Consider the following 25,872-nt stretch of genomic DNA (forward strand, 5'->3'; position numbering starts at 1 on the left):
TGTGACCCATCAGGAACCCCTTTTACCTTTATTGGTGGTGGAGGATGACGCCGCTATACGTGAGTTATTAGAAGAAGAGCTCAACGACGCGGGCTACGAAACGCTAGGCGTTCCCAGTGCTGAAGACGCCCTGGCACTTCTTAGCCACACACCTGTGGCGATGATGATTACGGATGTACGCCTTCCTGGAATGACCGGCATCCAGCTTCTTCAGCAGCTGCGTAATAGCGGCAGCGAACTTGGCATTATCGTTATAACCGCATTTGGCACGATTGATCAGGCAGTAGAAGCACTTAAGCTGGGTGCAGATGATTTTCTTACCAAACCACTCGATCTAGACGCCATTCGCGAGGCCGTATTTCGTGTACTGGAGCGCCAGCGTTTGTCGCTTTACCATGAAGAGGCCGAGCTTAGCCATTTCCATGGCATTGTAGGCAAAAGCAATGTCATGCAGTCCCTGTTTCACGATGCCTCAAGGCTTGCCAAAAGCGATGCGCCCATTCTGATCCTGGGTGAAAGCGGTACCGGTAAAGAGCTACTTGCCCGCGCCATTCATCAAGAAAGCCCCCGCCACGATGCACCGTTTGTGCCGGTTAACTGCGCCAGCATTCCTGCAGACCTGATGGAAAGCGAGTTTTTTGGTCATGTTAAAGGGGCGTTTACCGGCGCTAACGAAGCCAAGAAAGGGCTTTTCCATAGCGCTCAAGGCGGCAGCCTGTTTCTAGATGAAATTGGTGAAATGCCCATTAACCTACAAGCCAAGTTACTGCGTGCATTACAGGAAAAAACCGTGCGCCCGGTGGGGGGCGAGCGCGAAGAAGCCGTAGATGTGCGCATTATTGCTGCCACGCACCGGAATCTTGAGAAGGAGATCGAGCAAGAGAATTTTCGCAGCGATTTATTCTACCGCCTAGAAACCTTTTCGTTACGCATTCCACCGCTACGAGAGCGTGGTAGCGACATCGAGCATCTGATTTTTGCACTAATTGACAAGCTAGCAGACGCTCAGGGCAAACACATTGAGCAGATCGAATCAGACGCACTTAATAGCCTGTTGAGCTATACCTACCCTGGAAATGTACGCGAGCTTGAAAATGCCATTATGCGTGCTGTCACGTTAAGCGAGGAAGGGGTTCTGCAGCACCAAGACCTACCCGAACGGCTACGTGAACAAACCAGCCAAGAAAGCGTGAGTGAAATGGCACCGACGGTAAGTGGTGAAGTGTTACCCGGCAACCACGTGCCAGCACCGACTCCCACACGCTGGCCCAGCCTGGAAGAGGTGGAGAAACGTTATATTCGAAAAGTGCTTGAAGCTACCGGCGGCAACAAACGTCGCACAGCTGAAGTACTGGGCATTGCTCGTCGAACACTCTACCGTCGCCTGGAAGATGACGGGGAATAGCCTTAATGCCCCTATCCAAAATGCCCCTATCCAACCTATGTCATAAGCAAGACGTCTTTAGCCAGAAAAATGTTATCCCGTAAACGACGATCGCCATAGCTAAGCCCCTGGGCGTCGCTATGGCGGAGTACATTCATCGTGTAGGAAACAAGTGTTCTACTACCCCTGTTACATAACCTTATAGGTCATCGCTTGGCGCTTCACCAGCGTCTTCATTAGACATGGGGCCCTGGCTCATTGGTTGCTCGGGCTCTGGCTGGGCTTCTTCGTTTGGAGGCGAGTCACCGCCACAGCCTGCAAGCCCTAGGGTACCGAGGGCTAACATTGCGCTAAGCAGTAAGGCGCTTATACGGCGACTCGGGTGGGTAGACATCATGTCGTGCTCCTTCCTTTGATTTGAGGGGGTGTGCTAACCGCCTTTTCAACATAGCGGCTTACTGGATCATTTACCAAATTCAACGTCTGTCCCTCAACACTAGTCACTTAATTACAGTTAGCAGGCAGAGCCCCGGCGAAATTGAATCACTAATGAGTGGCTATCACAGCGACAAAAAAACCCCCGCGGGCGCGAGGGAAAAGGATGATAAACCGTGTGGGGCAGCCGCAGGGAACAGACAGCTGTATCGGCTTATCATCGTAGGGAGCGGTAACAATTACTGGCCTTGAGTTAACTCATCGTCATCATCATCTGCACCGGGCATAGGTTCGGCGCCTTCACCAAAACCTGGCTCTTCGTCAGGATCAGTGGTATTCATACCTGGTTCTTCACCTGGCATAGGCTCTTGAGAAGAAGCTGCATTCTCGTCTAGGGCAGGATCATCCATCGTGGGGTCTTGCATGCCTGGATCATCTGTCATGGCAGGTTCATCACCCATGGCAGGTGCTTGACCATTTGTGGTTGCATCCTGCTCCATCGGCTCTGGCTGCTGCGCTGGTGGTAACTCATCATCGTTATTACCACAACCTGCAAGCGCCAAGGTGCTTACGGTAGCCGCCAACATGCAAAGCGTTAATACGCGTGGGCGCTTGATGGCCGATTTCGTTTGCTTATCCATAAGGCTTGCCTCCGTTAAAACTTATATAAATCGCTAATGCAGCGACTGCTTAATTCCACAAATAACACATATCTGCACATGTATTTATTTGCATGCATCGCCTATTGAGAGCTAAGGCAGCGTCCTACATTTTGCGTTAAACAATTAACATTTAAAGATTGCATTAAAACCTAAACACCACCCTTCATATAACATGCCAAAGAACATAAAAAAATAAAAAAATATTTAAAATCAATAATTTATAAAAATAAAAATAAAGAGACAACCTCATGATTTCACTACATGGCTGGGTTAATTTTGACACATGTAGCGTTTGTTGCCCGCCCGCCCTGGGCCTTTGTGACACATGCCCCTCACTTATGTATAATAATTGTTAATACATTTACACAGTTAACATTAACTTATTCTTATGAATCGACGCCTGTGACTGCTTTTAAAAGCAATTGGCGTAAGAGGGTTCATATCCATAAAAGGCATCACTGATGGAAGAGACACGCCCTGTCAAAATTCAAGTGCGCGGCTTGAGCAAAGTATTTGGCAAGCAGCCTCAAAAAGCATTGGAGCTACGTAATCAGGGGTTGAATCGCTCAGATATTCTTGAAAAAACCGGCCAGACCTTGGGCCTATCGAATATCTCCTTCGATGTCTTTGAAGGCGAGCTACTGGTTATCATGGGCTTGTCAGGCTCCGGCAAATCAACCTTAATCCGCTGCCTTAATCGCCTTATTGATACCACCGAAGGCGAGATCATTATTGACGGTGAAAACATTCCTGCGCTGGGGGAAAAAGCGCTGCTGGAGTGCCGCCGTCGCCACTTCTCTATGGTATTTCAGAACTTCGCGCTCTTTCCCCACCGTACCGTGCGGCAAAACGCCGAGTTTGGGCTTGAAATTCGCGGGGTAGATAAAGCAGAGCGTCAGAAAACTGCTCAGACCGCCCTTACCCAGGTGGGGCTTGATGGCTGGGAAGAAGCGTACCCTAATCAACTTTCTGGCGGCATGCAGCAGCGCGTTGGCCTTGCCCGAGCACTAGCGAACGACTCCAGCGTATTGTTGATGGATGAAGCATTTTCAGCACTTGACCCATTAATACGTAAAGACATGCAGCAAGAGCTTATTCAACTGCAGTCTAAAATGCAGAAAACCACGGTCTTCATCACCCACGACTTAGACGAAGCACTCAATATTGGCGACCGCATCGTGCTGTTGAAAGATGGTGAAATCGTCCAGATCGGCACCCCTGAAGAGATTTTAACGAAGCCTGCTGACGACTACGTTCGCCGCTTTATTGAAGGGGTCGACCGCTCAAGAATACTAACTGCTGAAAGCGCCATGCGACCGGTACGCACCACTGCCCGCGACAGCGATGGCCCACGAACCGCTCTACACCGAATGCGTGACCATAGTATTGATTCGATCTATGTCACCGACCGAGATCGACGCCTCATCGGTTTGCTGGAAGCCGAGATGGCCAGTAGTGCCATTGAGGCCAAATCAGAAACCATTACCCATCACCTGACACAGGATTTCCGAAAAGTGCTTCCTGATGAGCCGCTGCATAACCTATTTGCCATGTTCAACGACAAAAGTTTTCCTATTGCCGTCGTTGATGAGCAGCAGCGACTGCTTGGCGTGGTGGTGAAAGGAGCAGTTTTGGATGAACTCGCACGAGCAGGAGAGCAGTAATGGATATTCCACGCATTCCCTTAGGCGCTTGGATTGAGAACGGCCTCAACTGGCTAACCAGTGAGTACTCGCTCGTTACACGCGGCATTGCCCGATTTACCCAAACCGGTATTAATAGCCTCAACGATGGGCTCATGTGGCTGCCCGAGTGGGCATTAATGGCAATGATTGCGCTACTGTGCTGGAAAGTTGCTAGCCTCCGCCTAGCCATTGGCGCTGTTGCGGGCCTGGCCCTTATTTGGAATCTGGGGCTATGGGACCCCATGATTGAAACGCTCACCCTCGTGGTGATCGCCACGTTCGTTGCCGTACTCATCGCCCTTCCGGTAGGTATCGCGGCAGCTCTATCCGAGCGCCTATATCGGCTTATCATGCCGATGCTTGATTTCATGCAGACCATGCCTGCGTTTGTGTACTTAATTCCAGCGATTCCCTTTTTCGGTATTGGCTCGGTGTCGGCGATTTTTGCTACGGTTATCTTTTCTATGCCGCCCGCTATTCGCTTTACCACCCTGGGCATCCGCCAAGTACCGGTAGAACTTATTGAAGCCGCCGATGCTTACGGCGCCACACGGGGCCAGAAGCTTTTCAAAGTTCAGCTACCGCTCTCTTTACCGACGGTGATGGCCGGTATTAACCAAACCATTATGCTGGCTCTTTCTATGGTGGTTATCGCCGCGATGATCGGTGCCGATGGCTTAGGCAGCGAGGTATGGCGCGCCATCCAGCGCTTGCGCCCAGGTGATGGTTTTGAGGCTGGCATTGCGGTAGTGATACTCGCCATGTTGCTGGACCGCCTAACCCAATCACTGCGCAAAACCCGTCGTTAAAAGGCTAGCAATGGCGCGTTATGTAAAAGATGCAAGAACCATGGGGCTACAAGAGCCAAGCGGTTACAAAACCATTGGGCAACGTTACCCCTCCGTTTAACAAGAAGGAGTAAGAATATGAAAACTCGCACACTCAATCAGCGTGTCCGCCTAGCTTCACTGGCCCTTGTCGCCGGCACAGGGCTCGCTGCTGGCAGTATCGCCCAAGCAAACGGCACGATTAACCTTGCCTATGTCGAGTGGTCTTCCGAGGTCGCTTCTACAAACGTTATTGCAGCAGCGCTTGAACAGGCTGGCTTTGACGTTGAATTAACCTCGCTTTCCGCAGCGGCCATGTTCCAAGCGCTCTCTTCAGGCGATGCTGACGCCATTGTGGCTGCTTGGCTCCCCACAACCCACGCAGACTATATGGAACGCCTGGGTGGCAATGTCGAAGATCTGGGCATGAATCTCGACGGCACTAAGCTTGGCTTAGTAGTGCCTGCCTACACAGATGTAGACTCAATTGCTGATTTGAACGATAACGCCGACAGCTTTAACGGCGAGATCATCGGTATTGACCCCGGTGCAGGCTTGATGTCGCTCACCGAAGAGGTCGTGGATACCTATGACCTCGGGCTGAACCTGCGCAGTGGCAGCGGCGCCACAATGACAGCAGCGCTTTCCAGCGCTATCAACAATGAAGAAGACATTGTGGTCACCGGCTGGACGCCACACTGGATGTTTGCGCGCTTTGACCTTAAATACCTTGAAGATCCAGAAGGCGTTTATGGCGGTGCTGAGCAAATTCATACCGTAGTGCGCCAGGGGCTGAAAGACGATATGCCTGAGGCCTATGCCATCTTAGATGCTTTTGCATGGACGCCCGAGCAGATGGGCGAGGTCATGCTTATGAACCAAGAAGATGGTGCCGACCCCTATGAAAGCGCCCAGCAGTGGGTGGAGGATAACCAAGATGTTGTCGCACAGTGGTTGAACAACTAATATCGTCTTGGCTAAATCAAGTTTATTAGTAGAATGATAAATGAGCTGAAGCTGCACTTTGCTTCAGCTCATTTGTTGCATATGCTGCAAGCAACTGTTTTCAACCAACGATATAGCTTTAATTAGTGCGGTAAACCCATGCTAAACGGAGCCATATGAGGAGCATGCTGTGTTTAAGAACATTATGGTACCAGTCGACCTTGCTCACTTAGAGCTACTGGAGCCTGCCTTAAGCGTAGTGGCAGACCTTGCTAAACAGTATGATGCGCATATCACCTATGTCAGCGTCACAGCGAATACGCCCACAAGCATTGCCCGCACGCCTCAAGAGTACGAGCAAAAACTTGAGGCTTTTGCCCAAAAGCGACACCAAGTGCACGGTCAGCCGGTAAGCACCAAGGTTTACAGTTCGACAGACCCTGTTGCTAATGTGGATAAACAGCTCGTCGACGCTGTGAAAGAGATAGGCGCCGATCTGGTGATGATGGCAACGCATCTTCCTCGCCATTTGGACATTATTATGCCCTCCCATGGCGGGAAAGTAGCTACTCACACTGATGCGTCTGTTTTCCTGATTCGAGTGCACCAATAAGCGCGAACTGGTTTTTTTGAGCATTGAGCTTTGATGACACGCGTTTAACGACACGCACGTTAATAATGATGGGAGCAAATTTGTGGATAAAAAGCCGCAAAATCAACCACTTGAAGAGCCAGCCTCGGAGGGCATTCCTGCCCCTGAGGGCGCGGCGAATTTGATCGATACCGATTATGTTATTGGTCAAGACAATATAACCACCAGCACCATGGGCGTTAACCTTGACCTGCATGGCAAGGTATTCACCATTTCGTCCATTTTGGTGCTGCTGTTTGTAATATTAACGCTCGCTTTACAAGGTACGATTGCACCGATCTACGATGCTGTATTTGGCTTTTTGACGGGCAACCTGGCCTGGTTCTTTATTCTGGCCGCTAATGTATTCGTGATTCTCTGCCTTGGCTTGATCGTTTCACCACTGGGCAAAATCCGGATTGGTGGCGCGGATGCCAAACCTGATTTCACCTATACGGGTTGGTTTTCAATGCTGTTCGCTGCGGGCATGGGCATTGGCCTGATGTTCTTCGGCGTTAACGAGCCATTAGCCCACTTCAGTTCTTCGCTGGATGGTGGTAGCTGGGCACCGCTTGCAGGTGCTGAAGGCGATACTGCAGGTGCTGCCGCGCTGGGCATGGCCGCTACGATATTCCATTGGGGTTTACACCCTTGGGCCATTTACGCAGTCGTCGCCCTTTCCCTGGCGCTATTCTCGTTTAATAAGGGCCTTCCTCTCTCAATGCGCTCAGTCTTTTACCCAATACTGGGTGAGCGCGTATGGGGCTGGCCGGGTCACCTCATTGATATCCTGGCAGTGTTCGCCACGCTGTTTGGTTTGGCAACCTCGTTGGGGCTAGGGGCTACCCAGGCAGCCGCGGGCTTAAGCTACTTGTTTGGCGCACCTGAAACCGACATCACGATGATCCTATTAATCATCGGCATCACGATTATTGCTATCGGCTCCATTATGGCGGGTGTCGACAAGGGCGTGCAGTTGCTCTCGAAAATCAACATTGCGATGGCGGCACTGCTGCTGTTTTTTGTGATTGCCGTTGGTCCAACACTGCTAATTGCGACCGGCTTCTTTGAAAACCTGATCAACTATGCTGTACACCTGCCCGCACTTTCCAACCCATTTGGCCGCGAAGACGCGAACTTTAGCCAAGGCTGGACTGCATTCTATTGGGCGTGGTGGATTTCCTGGTCCCCGTACGTCGGTATGTTTATTGCCCGTGTTTCCCGTGGCCGCACCGTGCGCGAGTTCTTAATTTCGGTGTTACTGGTGCCTTCGTTGGTATCGGTATTGTGGATGACCACCTTTGGTGGCACTGCGATTGACCAATACGTGAGCCAGGGCATTGAAGCCGTGCGTGATGCAGGCGTCGATTTACAGCTGTTTATTATGCTCGAGCAGCTGCCGCTATCGCAGATCACCTCGTTTGTCGCGATCCTGTTAGTGGTGATTTTCTTTGTCACTTCGTCGGATTCTGGCTCGCTGGTTATCGACTCCATTACCGCCGGCGGTAAAGTAGATGCACCCAAACCGCAGCGGGTATTTTGGGCGATCATTGAAGGCGCTATCGCCATAGCGCTACTGCTTGGCGGTGGCTTAACTGCACTTCAAACAATGGCGGTCTCGACAGGCTTTCCGTTCACGATTATTTTGCTGGTGGCGTGCTATGCCATTATCAAAGGCTTAATGACTGAACCTAAAGCTGCCTAACAGCCGATTATTAGCACAGTAAAATAAGCGGGCAGCCCAAGGGCTGCCCGTTTTGCGTTACTAAGATAAGCATTAGCACCACAGCGTATTCAACGGCGTATCTGGGTCATAGCGATGAGCGATCTGTGCCTGAAATAGCTCTGCTGTCGCTAACGCATCCAACAAAGCATGATGGCCTTGATAAGCAGGCAGCCCATAGCGTGCGCGGCTAGCGTTCAAGCGAATAGAAACAGGCGGCTGGCCTATCCAGCGGCGAAAACGAGCCCATAGCGTTTGACGGTGCAGACGTGCCTCAAGCGACATGGTATCAATCATCGGAAACATCACGCCTTCACCGCGCCTATCTTTTACCGCTGCATCTAAAAATGGCCGCTCTATATTACGAAAGTGGACGACCACTAGCCGCCCTGCCAGCGTTTCTAACACTTCATTCAGCACCACGTCTAAATCAGGTGCATTAGCAATTTCTGAGTGCGTGATATGGTGATAAGCGATAGACGCCTCATCCAGAGGGCGGGGCGGCTTAACCACCCAGTAACGGCGCTCCGTTAACTTAATGCGGTTTAGCGTAAATGGCACAGCCCCTATGCTAATGATGCCATGGCGCCGCTCGTCTAGCCCTGTCGTTTCCATATCCAACGCCACCATCGGTACCTCTGCAATAGGCGTACCCGGATCGGGGAGTGACGTTTCAAAGAACCGCTTTAGCGCACTATCTTGCGATCGCAAGGCGCGCTCAGCCATGTAGCTAATCCAATCGGCTTGAACGACTTTTTGGCGTGGTCGAATTTCATACATATTATCGGCCCTGCCGCTGTGCAGGTACTGGATATCGAAACTTCAAAAACTTTTGTGCATTACTCAGTACCTGAAAAGCATCTTTAAGTGTGTGGCGTTCGCTGTCCTCGACATTTTCAGGCTCGATATTATTGTCTGGGGCGCGATCTTCCTGAAGATCAATCACCTGATGACGAATCCGTGACATACACAAAAACTCAAGGGCATAGCTGAGCTTATCACTGACCCCGGTGGCTAATAGCTGGGTATGGCTAATATCCTCCAAACGCTTAAACGAATTTTGCGCTTTAGAACCACAGGCTAGCGCATGCACCCGAACAAGATCGACCATAGGCGCGGTGCCACGTCGCTTCAAATTAATCGAGTTATTGTGTTTGCCATCTTTTTCCATCACGAAGGTACGGAAAAAGCCTAGCGGCGGCGTGCGATTGAGGGCATTACGGGCCATTGCCGCTAAAAAAAGCGGCGATTGGGGGGCCGTCTCAGCGATTAAGTCCTGTAGCGCCTCTACGAAGTGATCCTCTCCGTAGATACTATCTAAATCAAAGAAAATCGAGCTGTGCAGTAATTTTTCGGGAGTGGGGTTCGCCATCCACTCTTTAAAGTAGCTTTTCCATACGCTCAGTGGCTGACGCCATTGGCGGTTAGTCGCCATCACGTCGCCTTTACAGTAGGTATAACCACAGGCATCCAAGCCATCGCTCACAAACGCTGCCAATGCATGAAAGTATGCGTCATGTTCTGTTGGGTTAAAGTCATCGGATAAAATTAGCGCGTTATCTTGATCGGTCACGATACTTTGTTCGTTTCGTGCCATAGAGCCATTAACCATATAACAGTAAGGAACAGGTGGCGGCCCTAATGCCTCTTCCGCTAGCTCCAAAAGCCGTCGCGTAAAACTGCGCCCGATGGTTGAGAGAGCGCTGCCTACCATTTGTGAGTTAGCACCCTCTTGCACCATACGCACAAAAGCAGCACGTACATCCGGTAAAAGCTTGGCTAATCCTTGGGCGCTGGACTGGTTAAAAATGTTACTGACCAGATAAAGCCCACTGTGGGTTTCATAGCGAATAATATCGGAGAGATGCACCACGCCCACGGGGCGTTGACGATAAAGTACCGGCAAATGGTGCACGTTACTGCGTAGCATAGTCAGCATCGCTTCATAGATCGATGCATCCGACTGAATTGTAATAAGACGCTCAGAAACCACATCACCAATCGGCGTTTGCGGTGACAGACCTTCCGCAACAACGCGAGTGCGAAAGTCACTATCCGTGAGGATGCCGCACATCTGCCAGGTTTTGCCTTCGCTATCTTGAAAGCTATAGCGGGGATGACCGCTGCCTTCATCAATGACCAGAACAGCAGACGCTTGAGCAGCGCCTATTTGTTTGGCAGCTTCCTGCACACTTGTCGTTGACGGCACCATGACGGGATACCGGCTTACCAATTTTCGGATACGCGAAACCATCATGTCGTTAGATTTTTTTTGCTGTTCTGCCGCTGTCTCTAGACGTGGGCGCTCAAGCTCAACAAAGTCGGCAAAATTATCATCCTCCTCGCAGAGGCGTTTAAAAACGGCGCCGGAAATAAAATAAATGAGGGTGTCTTCAATGGCCGTGGCGGGCAAGCGAACTTTATGGTTTCGCAGTAAACTGAAGTGGCCAAAAATATCCCCTTCACCTAAGCGGTTATATAGCTCTCCCTGGCGACGGTACACCTCCACCGCACCGCTGCGAATATAGCAAAGCTCAGTCAGCGATTGATCAAGCTTCAGAATCTCGCTGCCGGTTTTGAAGTAACGAACCTCCACTTCTGCGGCAATACTATCAAGCAGCTTATCGGATAGGCCGTCAAAGGGCGGGAACTGCCCCATATGCTGACGTATTTCTAACAGTTCAACCTCCATGCAGCCTCCTACCCCTATTTGGGCACCATTAAACATTAACCTTGGCCGTATACAGCACCTATGTATGCTTTAAGTCTGGCGGGGCTAGGTGCCAGCGTAAACCCTAAGGTACAAAAAAAGCCCGGCGCTGATGCGCCGGGCTTAGGGTGACACTGAGAATGTAAAAAACAGATACTTCGCTGGTTAAGTAAAATCTGTCACTATCTCTCAATATCGATCGTTACGTTGGTACGAAAACAGTTTGAAGTAATCGCTGCGATTAAGACTGACCGGCCATTTCTTGAACGCGCTGCATCATTTCTGGATCTTGTTGGATAGACTGACCAATGGCGTTGAAGGTATCCACATCCAAGCCGCTGTCTTCAACAATCTCGATCATACGATCATTGGCTTCGGCACGAACTTCCTGTTGTTGAGCTTCACCTTCTGCTTCCTGCAGACGCTGTGTGTACTCTTGCGAGATCACGGCGATTTCTTGAGAAGCATCGGCGAACTGCTGTAGCTGCTGATCAGAAAAGTCCTGAGCTGGGGCTTGCTGGGTAGCCATCGGATCTTGCGCTGGATCTTGGGTTTGCTGGGCGTGAGCAGTACCTGCCAGAAGACCAGTCGCGAGAAGAGCAGCAGAAAACAGAGCAGTTATACGTTGCATAGTTAAGAAACCTCATTGGCGCATTATGAATGTGCCCAGTGTGACGCGCTGCTTGTGCGCAGGTTCAACTTTTTATGTAATTTTAAGTAACAAAAAGAATTTTAAAGTAATAAAACCACCCGTAATTGGGAGCACACCGAGGTCTTATGTTCGATTCTTTAAAAAAATTAAACAGTCTGCATCTGCCTACCCTGGGGCTAGCCGCTATGCCAGTTGTCTTCGTTTTGCTATGGAGCACAGGCTTTATTGGCGCCAAATTTGGCCTGCCCTATGCCGAACCTTTCACTTTCCTGTTTATTCGTTTCGTCCTGACCCTGTTTCTGCTCATCCCTCTTATTAGCTTAATGCGTATTTCTTGGCCTTCTTCACCCAGGTTATGGGTACATATAGGGGTTTCTGGTTTACTGGTGCACGCTACCTATTTAGGCGGTGTGTTTTACGGTATTTACCTGGGTATGCCCGCCGGACTCGCAGCGCTTTTGGTCGGCTTACAGCCTCTACTCACCGCCGCCTGTGCAGGGCCGCTGCTTGGTGAACGTTTAAGCACCCGGCAATGGGTGGGGCTTTTGTTAGGGTTATTAGGGATTAGCTTGGTACTGGGCAGTAAACTGGAGCTTGGCAGTTCGTTATTCGAGGGGTTTGGCCTTGGCGCGCTTTTAAGCGTTATCGCAGCATTGCTGGGCATATCACTTGGCACTCTTTATCAAAAACGCTACTGCACCAGTATGCCGCTACTGTCTGGGGCGGTGGTTCAGTACATGGCTGCTGGCGTTCTGTTGGGCATCGGGGCACTGGTGTTTGAAACCCGAGAAGTACACTGGAGCCCAACGTTTATTCTTACGCTTGGCTGGCTGGTGCTGATCCTCTCAATTGCCGCTATCCTGTTATTGATGGCCTTGATAAAAAAAGGGGAAGCCTCGCGGGTAGCGAGTCTTTTTTATCTGGTACCGCCAGTTACAGCGTTACAAGCGTGGTGGCTATTTGACGAACGCCTGCCACTGCTTGGATTAATAGGGATGCTTGTCGCCATTGCAGGGGTGATTTTGGCAGTGCGGCCAGGCACAAAATAACCAATGAAAATAGTTAAAAAAATTCCAGGGTTTGGATAACGATGACAGTACAACCTCACTGCGCCAGAGTGAATGGTGTCTGCAACCGCTGCGACACCGACGTTCCTTTTGCCTTCACCATGGCATTTCAGCCCATTGTGGATGTGGAAAAACGCCGCATCATTTATTACGAAGCGCTAGTGCGTGGCATCAGCGGCGAGTCGGCCTTTTCGATTCTTGAACAAGTTACCGATGAATTGATGTATCGCTTCGACCAAGCATGCCGTGTTAAAGCTATAGAGCTTGCCAGTGAACTTGGTATGCAGGAGCGGCTATCGATTAACTTTCTACCCAATGCTGTTTATGAGCCGGAGGCCTGTATCCAGGCAACGCTTGAGACGTCAGAGCGGGTAGGTTGGCCCATCGAACGGCTTAACTTTGAGATTACTGAAACAGAGCGAGTGGTTGACCGTGCGCATATGCGCTCGATCATCGAGAGCTACCGCCGCATGGGGTTCACCACGTCGCTGGATGACTTTGGCAACGGCTACGCCAACCTTGACCTACTCACGGATCTTCGCCCTGATACGCTTAAAATCGACCGCGAACTGGTCATGGGCTGCGACTCTAGCCAGCGGCGTCAGGCTATTTTGAAAAGTTTGGTTTCTCTGGCGGATACGCTGGACGTCCACCTAGTGGCCGAAGGCATCGAGACCCGTGAAGAGTCGCGCTGTTTGTTGGCATTAGGGATACCGGTGCAGCAAGGCTATTATTTTGCTCGCCCTCAGATTGAGCAGTTACCTAGAGTGGGCGACGAAAAGTACGATTAAAGCCGCTCCAGATAGCTTGTACCACCCAGATTGCGCATTTGCTGGCGTATCCACTGGCTGCGGCGCTCTACCTGCGCATCGGGCCGCGATGCGCTGCGAGTGCGCGGACTGGGAAGAATCGCAGCTAAAAGGCTTGCCTGTCGCTCGGTTAAAGCGCTACCTGAGGCGCCAAAGTAGTGGTCAGCCGCTGCTTCCAGCCCAAACACCCCGGTGTCCCATTCGGCGACGTTAAGATACACCTCGAGTATGCGCTGCTTACTCCACAGTGTTTCAATCAGCAGTGTGAACCACACCTCCAGCCCTTTTCGTACCCAGCTGCGGCCGCTCCACAAAAACACATTTTTAGCGGTTTGCTGGCTTAACGTACTAGCGCCGCGCAGCCGCGCGCCATCACGACTCGCCTGCCAAGCGCGGCGCAGTTCAACAATATCGAACCCCCGATGAACGGGAAAACGCTGATCCTCAGCCGCAATCACGGCAAGCTTGGCATTGTTGGACAGGTTATCCCAACTGCGCCATTGGCGGTTTATTGTGATCGGTTCGCTGGTTATCCAACTTTGTACTTTACGCTCCACCATCACCATAGAGCCCGGGGGCGGCACAAAGCGAAACAGTAGAACGAGAGCAATGGAAAGCACCACAAACGCAAGCGCGCCACGCCAAACAAGACGCCATAAATGGCGAAGAAAACGGCGCAGCGCGCGATTGAGCATTTCGGTATCCTTAGCGCTTCATGAGATGTTCGGCATGATAACGCATATGATCCTCAATGAACGAGGCGATAAAGAAGTAGCTGTGATCGTAACCAGGCTGGCGACGCAGCGTAAGCGGGTGATCATGCTCTTCACAAACGGCCTCTAAACGCTCGGGCATCAACTGCTCTTCTAAGAATTGGTCGGCTTCACCCTGGTCGATAAACAGCCGTTGTCGGGAAGCACCGTTTGCCACCAGCTCGCAGGCGTCATACTGGCGCCAGCGAGACGAATCATCGCCCAGATAACTGGTAAACGCATTTTGCCCCCAGGGGCAGTTCATGGGGTTAACGACGGGGGCAAACGCAGACACCGAGCGGAACCTGCCCGGGTGGCGCAGCGCGAGAATCAACGCCCCGTGCCCTCCCATGGAGTGACCGCTGATGGATTCGCGCCCATTAACCGGGAAGTGCTGGCGCACTACCGAAGGCAGCTCCTCCACCACATAGTCATACATGCGGTAGTTAGATTTCCACGGTGCCTGGGTAGCGTTAACATAAAAACCAGCGCCAGAGCCCAGGTCATAGCTCTCATGCTCCCCGGGCAAGTCGGTGCCCCGCGGGCTGGTATCGGGGCAAACAATCGCCACACCCAACTCTGCGGCAATGCGGTGGGCGCCTGCCTTTTGCATAAAGTTTTCGTCATTGCAGGTCAGACCCGACAACCACCATAACAGCGGTACCCGCTCGTTTTCTGCCTGGGGCGGCAGGTACACCGCAAACACCATGTCGCAGTCCAGCGCCCGGGAGTAGTGACGGTAACGCTTATGCCAACCACCAAAGCTGCGGTTGGCCGACACCAGTTCTAACGTTTCGCTCATGCTCATGGGCAGCCTCCTTGAGAAGATGAAAGCGCGGCTGGGCTTCCCTGCCGCGCTCTTTTAGCCGATTACCACTGATACTCAGTACCGATAATACTCAGTAATGCAGGACGGTACGAATGCTCTTGCCTTGGTGCAGTAGATCAAACGCTTCGTTAATCTTCTCAAACGGCATATCGTGGGTAATAAAATCGTCGATATTGAGTTCGCCACTCATATAGCGATCAACGTAGCCAGGTAGCTCGCTGCGGCCTTTTACCCCGCCAAAGGCGGATCCTTTCCACACACGCCCGGTGACCAGCTGAAACGGGCGGGTGGATATCTCTTCACCTGCACCTGCTACGCCAATAACAATCGACTCACCCCAGCCTTTATGGCAGCACTCAAGGGCTGAACGCATCACGTTGACGTTGCCAATGCACTCAAAGGAGTAGTCAACGCCACCGTCGGTCATATCAACAATTACCTGCTGAATCGGGTCGCTGAAATCCTTCGGGTTAACAAAATCGGTAGCCCCAAACTGCTTGGCCAGCTCGAATTTATCAGGGTTAACATCGATAGCAATAATCTTCGATGCCTTAGCCATCACTGCGCCTTGAATGACCGCTAGACCAATGGCACCCAAGCCAAACACAGCAATGGTGGAGCCTGGCTCAACCTTGGCAGTGTTAAGCACCGCGCCGATGCCGGTAGTCACACCGCAGCCTAGCAGGCAAATCTTATCCATCGGTGCTTCTTTCGATACGACCGCAAGGGAAACCTCCGGCAGCACGGTGTACTCACTGAAGGTGGACGTTCCCATGTAGTGGTGGAGCATTTTACCGTCCAGCGAAAAACGCGACGTACCGTCGGGCATTACGCCCTTGCCCTGAGTCGCGCGTACGCTGCCACACAGGTTGGTTTTGCCTGACAAACAGAATTTACACTTGCCACACTCAGCGGTGTAGAGCGGGATGACATGATCACCTGGCTTAACGCTGGTGACACCTTCACCCACTTCTTGCACAACACCCGCGCCCTCATGGCCCAGCACTGCCGGGAAGTTACCTTCAGGGTCAGCGCCTGAAAGCGTATAGGCGTCTGTATGGCAAACACTGGTAGCCGCCATTCTGACAAGCACTTCACCCGCTTTCGGACCTTCCACGTCAATTTCGACCAGCTCCAGCGGTTTACCCGCTTCTAATGCAACGGCGGCACGTGATTTCATCGTGTGATCTCCTAAACAGTCTTCACAAAAGGCGAATGTTCGGTTTGGTTAAAACGTCAGTGATTGCAGTGTAGGTCAGCTAGTCGGCTTGGATAAGGCGGGATACACTCATAAGATTATTGCCACTGAGCAACAATCACTCTTTATCAGGAGCGCCTATGCAGCGCTGGGACCGCATTGAAGCGTTTGTAGAAGTGGTGAGGCTCGGCACATTTTCAGCCGCCGCCCGCCACTTAAAGGTATCCACCTCGCATATCAGCCGCTTAGTCAGCCAACTTGAAAACCAGCTGGGTGTGCAGCTTTTATATCGCACCACGCGGCAAATTCGCTTAACCGATGCTGGCGCACTCTACGTAGAGCACTGCCGCCACTTATTTGATGGCCTGCGGGATGCCGAACAAGCTATTAATGAGTTACAGGCAAGACCCCGAGGGCTATTGAAACTGACCTCCGCCACCACGTTTGGCGAGCGCTACATTGCGCCACTGGTCAATGATTTCCAAAGCCTGCACCCTCAGCTAGATGTACACATGCACTTCACCAATCGCCCTGTGGAGCTGATTGAAGAGGGCTACGATATCGCCATTCGCATGGGCGTACTCAAAGACTCAAGCTTAATTGCGCGCAGGCTATGCGAGCGGCGGGAGTATATCGTGGGGTCACGTGCCTATTTTCGCCAGGCGCCACGGCCGCACACGCTTTCAGAGCTTAGCCAGCACCGCTGCTTGATTGGCTCGCGGCCCAACTGGCTATTCGAGGTTAATGGACAGCGTCGCGAGGTGCGGGTGGAAGGCTGCTGGAGCGGCAATTCAGGGCCAGCGCTACTTGATGCTGCGCTAAAGGGGCTAGGGCTTGCCCAACTGCCCGATTACTACGTCATGCCCCACTTGGCTAGCGGCGAGCTAATGTCCGTTTTAGAGCCTTTCCAGCACAACGATACGGCAGTGTGGGCGGTGTACCCTCGCCACCGCCACCTATCGCCCAAAATCCGCCAGCTTGTTGATTATTTGGTGGAAAATATCAATACCACACTGCCCATTAACCCGCTGATTTAACACTCAATGGCATTGACGGCTAAGCCGCCCTTGGAGGTCTCTTTATACTTATCCTGCATGTCGCGGCCAGTATCACGCATGGTGCGTATGACTTTATCCAGCGAGACAAAATGGTCGCCGTCGCCATGCATCGCCATCCGCGCTGCGTTAATTGCTTTTACTGAGGCAATCGCATTACGTTCAATACAGGGCACCTGCACCAGCCCCGCGACCGGGTCACAGGTAAGACCGAGGTTATGTTCAAGGCCAATTTCTGCTGCATTTTCCACCTGCTTCGCAGAGCCTCCCAACACCTCTGCCAACCCTGCCGCCGCCATAGCACAGGCGGAGCCTACTTCCCCTTGGCAGCCAACTTCAGCGCCAGAAATTGAGGCGTTTTTCTTACATAAAATACCGATCGCCCCGGCGGCCAGTAAAAAGTCCACAACGTCCCCGTCGCAGGCGTCTGGTTCAAATTTACGGTAATAAGCCAACACCGCAGGCACAATGCCCGCCGCGCCGTTAGTGGGGGCGGTAACCATACGCCGCCCGGCGGCATTCTCTTCGTTGACGGCAAGGGCAAAGAGATTGACCCAATCCATAACGGTAAAGCTAGATACGATTAGCCGCTGGTGAGCGGGTGGCGAGAGTAGCTGCTGGTGCAGCGACTGAGCGCGTCGCCTGACGTTAAGCCCACCCGGCAGGCATCCTGATGCCTTTAGGCCGTTATCAATACTGTCGCTCATGGCCTGCCAAATCGTCAGTAGTGTTTGGCGAATCTCCTCTTCACTGCGCCAGACTTTCTCGTTTTCCAGCATCAGCTCGCTGATTCGAAGTTGATGTGTTTCGCACAGTTCAAGCAGTTCGTTGCCGGTCTCAAACGGGTAAGGCAATCTTGTTGTGTCTTCTTCAAACCCGCCTTTATCGGCGCTTGCCTGATCAATAAAGAAGCCTCCCCCAAGGGAGTAGTAGGTATTGGTAGCAATGATGTTTTCATCCTGATAAGCCGTCAGCACCATGGCATTAGGGTGAAATGCTAAGCAGGTCTCTTCCCACTCAATATCACGCTGGCGGTCAAACCCCAGTGCTTGTCCACCAGGCAGACGTAACAGTTCGCCTTGGTCAAGCGCGTTCAACCTTGGCTCGATAGTATCGGGGTCTATCGTCTCAGGCGCTTCGCCCAGTAGCCCCATAACGACTGCTCGGTCAGTGCCGTGCCCCACGCCCGTCGACGCTAGTGAACCATGCAGCCTTACCACAAGACGGTTGAGTGACTGTTCCCCTAACGAGCGCGCAAACGCACCGGCGGCGCGCATCGGCCCCACCGTATGGGAGCTGGAAGGCCCGACACCAATTCTGAATAGATCAAACACACTAATAGCCATGCCTATGAAACCTCACAATATTGTTATTCCCTGCCTAGCTAACACTTTGTAGGCTTAGTGCCCAAACGTCGAATTAATAACCACAATATCGACGTGCGAACATATAAGTGTGACGATATAATGAACATTCACACATGCATGTATTTATGCCCGATTAACGATGCCGCCTACACATAAAGGATGTTGGTATGCCTTCTCCCCCTGCCTGGCCGATAGGCTTCCAAACTATCCTAGTGCGCGCAGTGCTATACGTCTTATTTATTGGCGCCATTGCCCAGGGAGCTTATCTTGAAGCACTTTATCTTCCTTCTGTGCGCTTTTCAGAGCTAGGGTTTACGGAGATTACCCAATCCTTGGTATTGGCAACGTGTTGCGCAATGCTGATTTATGTTCGCCATGTTCTCAAGGTCTGGCCTACCGTTACACTGCTATTACTGGCCTTTGTTGCGGCCTCATTAGTACGTGAACAGGATTATTTTCTAGATAACTATGTTGCTCGTCACACCTGGAAGGTACTGGTTGCGCTCATTGTTGTTCCTTCCATTACCTGGGTCATTATCCACTGGCGTCGCTTTTTAGAAGAGTTTACTTACTATAGCAACACCTTCGCCTTCGGCTTGTTCACCGCAGGCTTACTGACTACCTACATATTTTCACGCCTTTATGGTCGGCAAGATTTTTGGCGCGCGGTACTTGAAGAGAGCTACGTAGGGACATTTAAAAGCGCCGCTGAAGAAGTCGTTGAGCTACTCGGGTATAGCCTAATACTATTCGCCACGCTTGAGTTACTCCTCCTCGCCCTACGTATTCATAAAGCACGCCGCACCACTCGCTAGCCCTGTCGCCAACCGCACTAACCGCCGCCTTCGCTCTTCTCACCTGCTTTGTGAAGGCGGTATTTCATTTTTTATATGTCGCTATGCGTAAAGCCATTTGCGCGATTCACTGCTTCAACGTAGTGTCGCGCGCTAGGCCTTCTGGGCTCTTTTGCTAAAAAAACCCACACTGACGACATAAATCATATGACAACTCCACAAAATCGTGAAGAAAACCTAAAAAGAGGAGCGTTTACGCGCTTTCTCGATAGCGTTGAGTGGCTTGGCAATCTACTGCCCCACCCCGTCACCCTGTTTGCCATTCTCTGTGTATTAGTCGTCGTCGCCAGCGGCATTGCTAGCGCGCTAGGGGTTTCTGTGGCCGACCCACGGCCAGCTAATGAGGGAGAGTGGATAGCGGTTAACTCACTGCTAAATGCGGAGGGCCTGCGCCGCTTAGTGACCGAAATGGTTACCAACTTCACCAGCTTTGCACCATTAGGCACCGTGCTAGTGGCCATGTTAGGTGTTGGCGTAGCGGAACATTCAGGTCTCCTGTCGGCCAGCATGCGCGCTCTGGTGCTTAATCGCTCGCCGCGCATTGTGACTTACGCCGTGGTATTTGCGGGCATTATGTCTAACATGGCGGCTGAGCTTGGCTATGTAGTACTTATCCCCTTGGCCGCGATGATCTTTCACTCGCTAGGGCGTCACCCCTTAGCAGGCCTTGCCGCCGCCTTCTGCGGCGTGTCCGGTGGCTACAGCGCTAACCTGCTGATTGGTACTGTTGACCCGCTGCTTTCGGGCATCACCCAGGAGGCCGCGCGCCTTCTCGACCCCGCCTATGTAGTCGGCGCTGAGGCCAACTGGTTCTTTATGTTTGCTAGCACCTTCTTCGTTACCTTGATAGGCGGCTTAGTCACCGAGCGGGTTGTGGAGCCTAAACTGGGTAAATTTGATGCTACTTACGCCGATAGCGATATCGACCAGCAGCGTATGGAAGGCCTAACCAGCACCGAAAAGCGCGCGCTGAAAGGCACTGGCCTAGCTACCTTGGCGCTCATTGCTCTCGTCGCAATTATGGTGGTACCTGAGAACGGTATTTTGCGTAACCCTGAAACCGGCTTAATTAGCGGCTCACCGTTCTTACGCGGCATCGTCGTCATCGTTGCAGTCTCCTTTACAGTATTAGGTTTCACCTATGGCCGCTTAGCAAACACCATGCAAAATGACCGCGACGTGGTCGACGCCATGGCAAAGAGCATGAGCAGCCTAGGCCTCTATATCGTACTGGTGTTCTTTGCGGCTCAGTTTGTGGCGCTGTTTAACTGGAGTAATTTCGGCACGGTAACCGCTGTTGCCGGGGCAGACTTGCTGCAGTCACTAGGATTAAGCGGCCCTGGCCTGTTTGCGCTGTTTATTATCATGTGCGCCTTCGTTAACTTGTCGCTTGGCAGCGCGTCAGCCCAGTGGGCAGTAACGGCACCGATCTTTGTACCCATGCTAATGCTGATGGGGTACGCACCAGAGGTTATCCAAGCGGCTTACCGTATTGGCGATTCGGTGACTAACCTGATCACACCAATGATGAGCTATTTTGGGCTGATTCTTGCCGTGGCGACACGCTACAGAAAGGATATGGGCATAGGTACACTGGTCGCTATTATGCTGCCTTATACGCTGTTTATGCTGGTTGGCTGGACGATACTGTTCTTTATCTGGGTATTTGTCTTCGGCCTGCCGGTTGGCCCTGGCTCTGCCACTTACTACACGTTGTAGGCTCTCTACACGCAGTAAGTGCCTGCAGGGTACAACGCAAAAAAGCCCGCCGTTCTTTGAACGGCGGGCTTTTGGATCTTAGCGGCGACTACTTTCTATTCACCACTTACCACTTACGATTCAGCTTACTGCTTATGCCTACTCGTCGAGGAACGAACGCAACGGCTCAGAGCGGCTAGGATGACGCAACTTACGCAGCGCCTTCGCTTCAATCTGGCGGATCCGCTCGCGGGTAACGTCAAACTGTTTACCCACCTCTTCCAGCGTATGGTCGGTATTCATATCGATACCAAAACGCATGCGCAGCACCTTCGCTTCCCGGGCGGTCAAACCGCCAAGCACGTTACGCGTGGCTTCGATCAAGCCTTCACCGGTGGCCATATCGATTGGCAACAGCATAGTGCCATCTTCAATAAAGTCGCCCAGGTGCGAGTCGTCGTCATCACCAATGGGCGTCTCCATGGAGATCGGCTCTTTGGCGATTTTGAGCACTTTACGCACTTTGTCTTCCGGCATCTCCAGGCGTTCGCCCAGCTCTTCCGGGGTCGGCTCGCGGCCCATTTCCTGCAGCATTTGGCGCGATACGCGATTGAGTTTGTTGATCGTCTCAATCATGTGCACCGGAATACGGATGGTGCGCGCCTGATCCGCAATAGAGCGGGTGATCGCCTGGCGAATCCACCACGTGGCATAGGTCGAGAACTTGTAACCGCGACGGTATTCAAACTTGTCCACCGCCTTCATCAAACCGATGTTACCTTCCTGGATAAGATCCAAGAACTGCAGGCCACGGTTGGTGTACTTCTTAGCAATCGAGATAACCAAGCGCAGGTTCGCCTCAACCATCTCTTTCTTGGCGCGGCGTGCTTTAGCCTCACCAATGGACAGCTTACGGTTAACCTCTTTAAGGTCAGCCACGGTGAGTTGCACCATGTCTTCCTCAAAGGCGATTTTACGCTGAGAGCGGGCGATATCAGCACGCAGCGGCTCTAGGCGGTCGGCATACTTGGGCTGCGCTTCCTGGAAAGCGTCTAACCACTTCGGGTCAGATTCACTACCGGGGAAAGACTTGATAAATGTCTTACGCGGCACCTTCGCTTTCTTAACACACAGCTGCATGACCGCTTTTTCTTGGGCACGCACCTGCTCGACACTGATTCGCACCTGACCCACTAAGCGCTCGAAATGTTTCGGCACTAACTTGATGGGCGAGAAAAGAACCGCCAGACGAGTCTGCTCCGCCTTCAACTCGGCGCTGCCTCGGCCGTACTTAGCAAATGCGGCCTCAACCAAAGCGTTCTGCTCACGAATCTGCTCAAAGCGCGCACGCGCCTCTTCAGGATCCGGGCCGCCTTCGCTAGCGGTGGAGTCTTCGTCCTCGTCGTCGCCGTCATTATCAACGTCGTCGTCAATTTCGGGCTCAGGCTCTGGCTCAGGCACTTCTGCTTCTGCTACCCCAGGAATACCTTCATCGGGATCGATGAAGCCAGAAAACAGGTCCGACAAACGCCCCGGCGCTTCTTCATCCTGGGTGGCATCGTAAGCGTCAAGAATAGACGCGACGGCACCCGGCAAATAGGCCAGAGACGACATTACCTCACGGGTACCCTCTTCAATCCGTTTGGCGATTTCAATCTCGCCTTCACGGGTTAAAAGCTCAACCGTACCCATCTCGCGCATGTACATACGCACGGGATCGGTGGTGCGACCGACGTCGCTTTCCACGGCGGCGAGTGCCGCAACGGCCTCTTCCGCAGCGGACTCGTCCGTGGAGTGATCCGACATCATCAAAGTGTCTTCATCTGGCGCTTCTTCAGCGACACTAATACCCATGTCGTTGATCATGCCAATGATGTCTTCCACTTGATCCGGGTCGGCGATATCCTCGGGTAGATGGTCGTTGACCTCGGCATAGGTCAGGTAGCCCTGTTCCTTGCCGCGCGCGATCAACTCCTTCAGACGCGACTGCTGCTGCGCATTTCCAGCCATAGAAACCCTATCTCGACGAAGAAGAATGAAACACCTGGGAGCGCTGAATCGATTAAACTCAACAAGCCGAACAGTATAGCGTAAATAGCTGGTTTTTTTCCAGCGGAACGTATTTGCGCGGTCTTTCAGGTGTGTTAGGTTATTCGGTTAGGCCAGTGTTTGGCGACTGACCTTTATGTGGTGCCAAAGCAGAGAAATTCAACCCCACTGCCTTAAACACCGCTTAATGACGCTGGGCAAGCTCCATTACCAAACTGGCTAAACGCTGCCGCTGAGCCTTATCGAGCTTTTGCCCTGAGCGCTCTAGATTAAGCAACGCGTCATACTCATCCTGAGGTGAACGCTTGCGCTGTCTATCCAACAGATGCTCAACCAGCCCTTCAAGTTCCGCTTCCCGCGTCGCTTTCGGTATAAGCAGCTCACGTTTCGCTAGCGTTGCTAGCATTTGCCCCTCATGACTTCCCTGAAAATGTGCCAACACCACTTGAGGGCTGCGGTAACGCCCGGCACGCAGTAGCGCGATCAGTTCACGACACAGCGGCGTTTCGTCACTCTCAGGCAGCCAATCCAGTGTATCCGGCAGGGCTGACACCAGCGTTGGCTCATGCAGCAACAGCTGGACAATACGCGCCACCGTGGAAAGCACCTGTGCTGAATGCTGGCTACGTGCACTGACCGTGGGACGACCAGACGCTGCGCGGCCGGTAGAAACTGGCACCTCCGGCATCGGCACTTCTGCGACTGCCTCTACCGGCTCCCAATCTGCTGGCGCTTTTCGCGCAGCCGCTGCACTCACTCGCTTTTCAAGCAGCACATGAAGCTGCGCCTGGGCCAAACCACTGCGCTTTGCCAGCGCCTCAAACAGCAGCGACTTGAGCATGCCCTCGGGCACTTTGCTCAACGCCTCAAGCACCTGGCTGGCAAACCGCTCACGCCCTTCCACCGTATTGAGATCACGCCCTTGGGCGGCTTGCTCAAACAGAAACTCCGAGAGGGGCATCGCACAGGTGACGCGATTTTGAAATGCCTCACTCCCCTCACGACGAACCAGCGTATCTGGATCATCGCCTTCCGGTAAAAACAGAAACCGTGCTTCGCGGCCGTCAATCATTAGCGGCAACGCTGTTTCAAGGGCGCGGCTAGCGGCTTGGCGCCCAGCGCGATCCCCGTCGAAGCAGAACACCACCCGACTAACCACGCGAAACAGGCGGCTAAGGTGATCTTCCGTAGTAGCTGTTCCCAGCGTGGCCACAGCATTGTTTATACCGTATTGAGCCAAAGCCACGACGTCCATGTAGCCCTCGACAATCACCAACTGCTCAAGCTTGCTGGAGGATTGACGCGCTTCATACAAGCCGTAAAGCTCTCGCCCCTTATGAAAGACAGGGGTTTCTGGCGAGTTTAGGTACTTCGGCTGCTCATCGCCCATTACCCGACCACCAAAGGCGATCGTTCGACCACGCAGGTCGCGGATCGGAAACATCACCCGGTCACGAAAGCGGTCATAGGTGCGCCCGGTATCCTCACGATGAATCAGCAGGCCATACTCCACCTGCACCGACTCACCAATACCTTTAGCGCTCAAGTGTTGCTTTAACGCCTCCCAGCCCCCAGGCGCATAGCCAATGCCATAAGTGCTGACTACCTCCGGCGATAAACCGCGACCCTGTAAATAGCGCTGGGCGCTCTGCCCTTCCTGCATTTTTAACCGCTCGCGGTAAAAGCTAGCGGCTACTTCCAGCAGGTTAACCCCCTCTTTACGCTTTTTTTCACGCTGCTGGGCGCGGGGGTCGTCAGCGCCTTCCCGAGGCACTTCGATACCCAACCTGCCAGCCAACTGCTCGACCGCCTCTGGAAACGGCAGCTTGTCGTACTCCATTAAAAAGCGTAGCGCATTACCGTGGGCGCCACAGCCAAAGCAGTGATAAAACTGCTTGTCGGCACTTACGGTAAATGACGGTGTTTTTTCCTGGTGAAAGGGGCATAGACCAGCGTAGTTTCGGCCAGCTTTCTTAAGCTGCACGCGCTCACCAACCACCTCAACCACATCTACGCGGCCAAGCAAGTCGTCAATGAAACGCTGTGGAATCTGGCCAGCCATGAACTGCGGGCATCCTCGCGCGAAGCGCTTGCGGGCGGGTTTAACGTCATCAGGCAGCGCGCCTGATCACCTTAAACAACGCAATACAGAGTAAAGATCACTACCAGCAATGAAAAACAAACGGCCACCTAGTGGCGGCCGCTTGGCATCCCTCTTGAGATAACCCGCTAACAACGCTGGCTATCCCCAGGTACGGATCAATAGAGCCGTTCGAAACGCTTTTGCTCACGCTGGATCTTCTTAGCGTGACGTTTTACGGCAGCTGCCGCTTTGCGCTTACGCTCAGCAGTCGGCTTCTCGTAGTGCTCGCGACGGCGTACTTCAGAGAGAACACCGGCTTTTTCGCAAGAACGCTTGAAGCGACGCAGGGCGACGTCAAACGGCTCGTTATCACGTACTTTTACAGAAGGCATTAAGCACTCACCTACCTTAAGGAGTCTTGATTTCGGATAGTACGCATACTGCAAAATGCGGTATG

23 protein-coding genes are annotated in these 25,872 nt (G+C 52.5%); 11 read left to right on the forward strand and 12 right to left on the reverse strand.

The window, feature by feature from the left end:
* Position 1 precedes the first annotated feature (1 nt).
* Positions 2–1,405: a sigma-54-dependent Fis family transcriptional regulator gene (locus BB497_16100; GenBank protein AVI64122.1), complete on the forward strand. Its 1,404-nt coding sequence runs from the start codon at positions 2–4 to the stop codon at positions 1,403–1,405.
* A gap of 178 nt (positions 1,406–1,583) precedes the next feature.
* On the opposite strand, the gene BB497_16105 is transcribed toward BB497_16100, so the two are convergent.
* Together BB497_16105 and BB497_16110 are read right to left on the reverse strand one after the other, a co-directional pair.
* Entirely contained in the window at positions 1,584–1,781 is a 198-nt protein-coding gene (locus tag BB497_16105; protein AVI64123.1) for a hypothetical protein, read from the reverse strand.
* 277 nt (positions 1,782–2,058) lie between these two features.
* Entirely contained in the window at positions 2,059–2,460 is a 402-nt protein-coding gene (locus BB497_16110) for a hypothetical protein (protein ID AVI64124.1), read from the reverse strand.
* 482 nt (positions 2,461–2,942) lie between these two features.
* Here BB497_16110 and BB497_16115 point away from each other — a divergent pair, with 482 nt between their 5' ends.
* From BB497_16115 to BB497_16135, 5 genes are all read left to right on the forward strand, one after another.
* The gene (locus BB497_16115; GenBank protein ID AVI64125.1) at positions 2,943–4,145 is read left to right on the forward strand and encodes a glycine/betaine ABC transporter ATP-binding protein; all 1,203 of its coding nucleotides are present in this window, start codon (positions 2,943–2,945) and stop codon (positions 4,143–4,145) included.
* Positions 4,145–4,975 (forward strand): ABC transporter permease, encoded by an 831-nt coding sequence (locus tag BB497_16120; protein AVI64126.1) that lies wholly within the window; start codon positions 4,145–4,147, stop codon positions 4,973–4,975. Before BB497_16115 ends, BB497_16120 begins: the two co-directional genes overlap by 1 nt.
* A 117-nt stretch (positions 4,976–5,092) precedes the next feature.
* Positions 5,093–5,959 (forward strand): glycine/betaine ABC transporter substrate-binding protein, encoded by an 867-nt coding sequence (locus BB497_16125; GenBank protein ID AVI64127.1) that lies wholly within the window; start codon positions 5,093–5,095, stop codon positions 5,957–5,959.
* A gap of 169 nt (positions 5,960–6,128) precedes the next feature.
* A complete protein-coding gene (locus tag BB497_16130; protein AVI64128.1) occupies positions 6,129–6,551 on the forward strand; it encodes a universal stress protein UspA in 423 nt (140 codons plus the stop codon).
* 82 nt (positions 6,552–6,633) lie between these two features.
* Positions 6,634–8,274 (forward strand): BCCT transporter, encoded by a 1,641-nt coding sequence (locus BB497_16135; protein ID AVI64129.1) that lies wholly within the window; start codon positions 6,634–6,636, stop codon positions 8,272–8,274.
* 72 nt (positions 8,275–8,346) lie between these two features.
* On the opposite strand, the gene BB497_16140 is transcribed toward BB497_16135, so the two are convergent.
* The 3 genes from BB497_16140 to BB497_16150 form a co-directional block, all read right to left on the reverse strand.
* Entirely contained in the window at positions 8,347–9,072 is a 726-nt protein-coding gene (locus BB497_16140; GenBank protein AVI64130.1) for a DNA polymerase III subunit epsilon, read from the reverse strand.
* Position 9,073: 1 nt separating this feature from the next.
* The gene (locus tag BB497_16145; GenBank protein ID AVI64131.1) at positions 9,074–10,984 is read right to left on the reverse strand and encodes a cyclic nucleotide-binding protein; all 1,911 of its coding nucleotides are present in this window, start codon (positions 10,982–10,984) and stop codon (positions 9,074–9,076) included.
* A gap of 259 nt (positions 10,985–11,243) precedes the next feature.
* A complete protein-coding gene (locus BB497_16150; protein ID AVI64132.1) occupies positions 11,244–11,633 on the reverse strand; it encodes a hypothetical protein in 390 nt (129 codons plus the stop codon).
* A gap of 146 nt (positions 11,634–11,779) precedes the next feature.
* Between BB497_16150 and BB497_16155 the strand changes: the two genes are divergently transcribed.
* Both BB497_16155 and BB497_16160 read left to right on the forward strand, forming a co-directional pair.
* On the forward strand, positions 11,780–12,703 hold the full coding sequence (locus tag BB497_16155) for a peptide ABC transporter ATP-binding protein (protein ID AVI64133.1): 924 nt from the start codon (positions 11,780–11,782) through the stop codon (positions 12,701–12,703).
* Between the two features lie 119 nt (positions 12,704–12,822).
* Positions 12,823–13,512 (forward strand): diguanylate phosphodiesterase, encoded by a 690-nt coding sequence (locus tag BB497_16160; GenBank protein ID AVI64384.1) that lies wholly within the window; start codon positions 12,823–12,825, stop codon positions 13,510–13,512.
* Here BB497_16160 and BB497_16165 read toward each other — a convergent pair.
* The 3 genes from BB497_16165 to BB497_16175 form a co-directional block, all read right to left on the reverse strand.
* Positions 13,509–14,225, reverse strand: a complete 717-nt coding sequence (locus BB497_16165) for a monofunctional biosynthetic peptidoglycan transglycosylase (protein ID AVI64134.1) — start codon at positions 14,223–14,225, stop codon at positions 13,509–13,511. The genes BB497_16160 and BB497_16165 overlap by 4 nt on opposite strands.
* A 10-nt stretch (positions 14,226–14,235) precedes the next feature.
* Entirely contained in the window at positions 14,236–15,090 is an 855-nt protein-coding gene (locus BB497_16170; GenBank protein ID AVI64135.1) for an S-formylglutathione hydrolase, read from the reverse strand.
* Between the two features lie 91 nt (positions 15,091–15,181).
* The gene (locus tag BB497_16175; GenBank protein AVI64136.1) at positions 15,182–16,291 is read right to left on the reverse strand and encodes an S-(hydroxymethyl)glutathione dehydrogenase/class III alcohol dehydrogenase; all 1,110 of its coding nucleotides are present in this window, start codon (positions 16,289–16,291) and stop codon (positions 15,182–15,184) included.
* A 158-nt stretch (positions 16,292–16,449) separates the two neighbouring features.
* On the opposite strand from BB497_16175, the gene BB497_16180 reads away from it, so the two are divergent.
* Positions 16,450–17,346, forward strand: coding sequence for a LysR family transcriptional regulator (locus BB497_16180; GenBank protein AVI64137.1), 897 nt, complete (start codon positions 16,450–16,452; stop codon positions 17,344–17,346).
* Here the strand turns inward: BB497_16180 and BB497_16185 are convergent.
* Positions 17,343–18,710 (reverse strand): L-serine ammonia-lyase, encoded by a 1,368-nt coding sequence (locus BB497_16185; protein ID AVI64138.1) that lies wholly within the window; start codon positions 18,708–18,710, stop codon positions 17,343–17,345. The two genes, BB497_16180 and BB497_16185, sit on opposite strands and share 4 nt — an antisense overlap.
* Positions 18,711–18,898: 188 nt before the next feature.
* Between BB497_16185 and BB497_16190 the strand changes: the two genes are divergently transcribed.
* Both BB497_16190 and BB497_16195 read left to right on the forward strand, forming a co-directional pair.
* Positions 18,899–19,546, forward strand: a complete 648-nt coding sequence (locus BB497_16190) for a hypothetical protein (GenBank protein AVI64139.1) — start codon at positions 18,899–18,901, stop codon at positions 19,544–19,546.
* Positions 19,547–19,732: 186 nt separating this feature from the next.
* Entirely contained in the window at positions 19,733–21,304 is a 1,572-nt protein-coding gene (locus BB497_16195) for an aminobenzoyl-glutamate transporter (protein AVI64140.1), read from the forward strand.
* Positions 21,305–21,442: 138 nt separating this feature from the next.
* Here the strand turns inward: BB497_16195 and BB497_16200 are convergent, their stop codons facing one another.
* The 3 genes from BB497_16200 to BB497_16210 all read right to left on the reverse strand — a co-directional run bounded on the left by BB497_16200 (position 21,443) and on the right by BB497_16210 (position 25,807).
* Positions 21,443–23,293, reverse strand: coding sequence for an RNA polymerase sigma factor RpoD (locus BB497_16200; protein ID AVI64141.1), 1,851 nt, complete (start codon positions 23,291–23,293; stop codon positions 21,443–21,445).
* 223 nt (positions 23,294–23,516) lie between these two features.
* Positions 23,517–25,394 (reverse strand): DNA primase, encoded by a 1,878-nt coding sequence (locus BB497_16205; protein ID AVI64142.1) that lies wholly within the window; start codon positions 25,392–25,394, stop codon positions 23,517–23,519.
* 197 nt (positions 25,395–25,591) lie between these two features.
* Entirely contained in the window at positions 25,592–25,807 is a 216-nt protein-coding gene (locus BB497_16210; protein AVI64143.1) for a 30S ribosomal protein S21, read from the reverse strand.
* Between the last annotated feature and the right edge of the window lie 65 nt (positions 25,808–25,872).

The sequence above is a fragment of the Halomonas sp. GFAJ-1 genome (assembly GCA_002966495.1).
GTDB lineage: Bacteria > Pseudomonadota > Gammaproteobacteria > Pseudomonadales > Halomonadaceae > Vreelandella.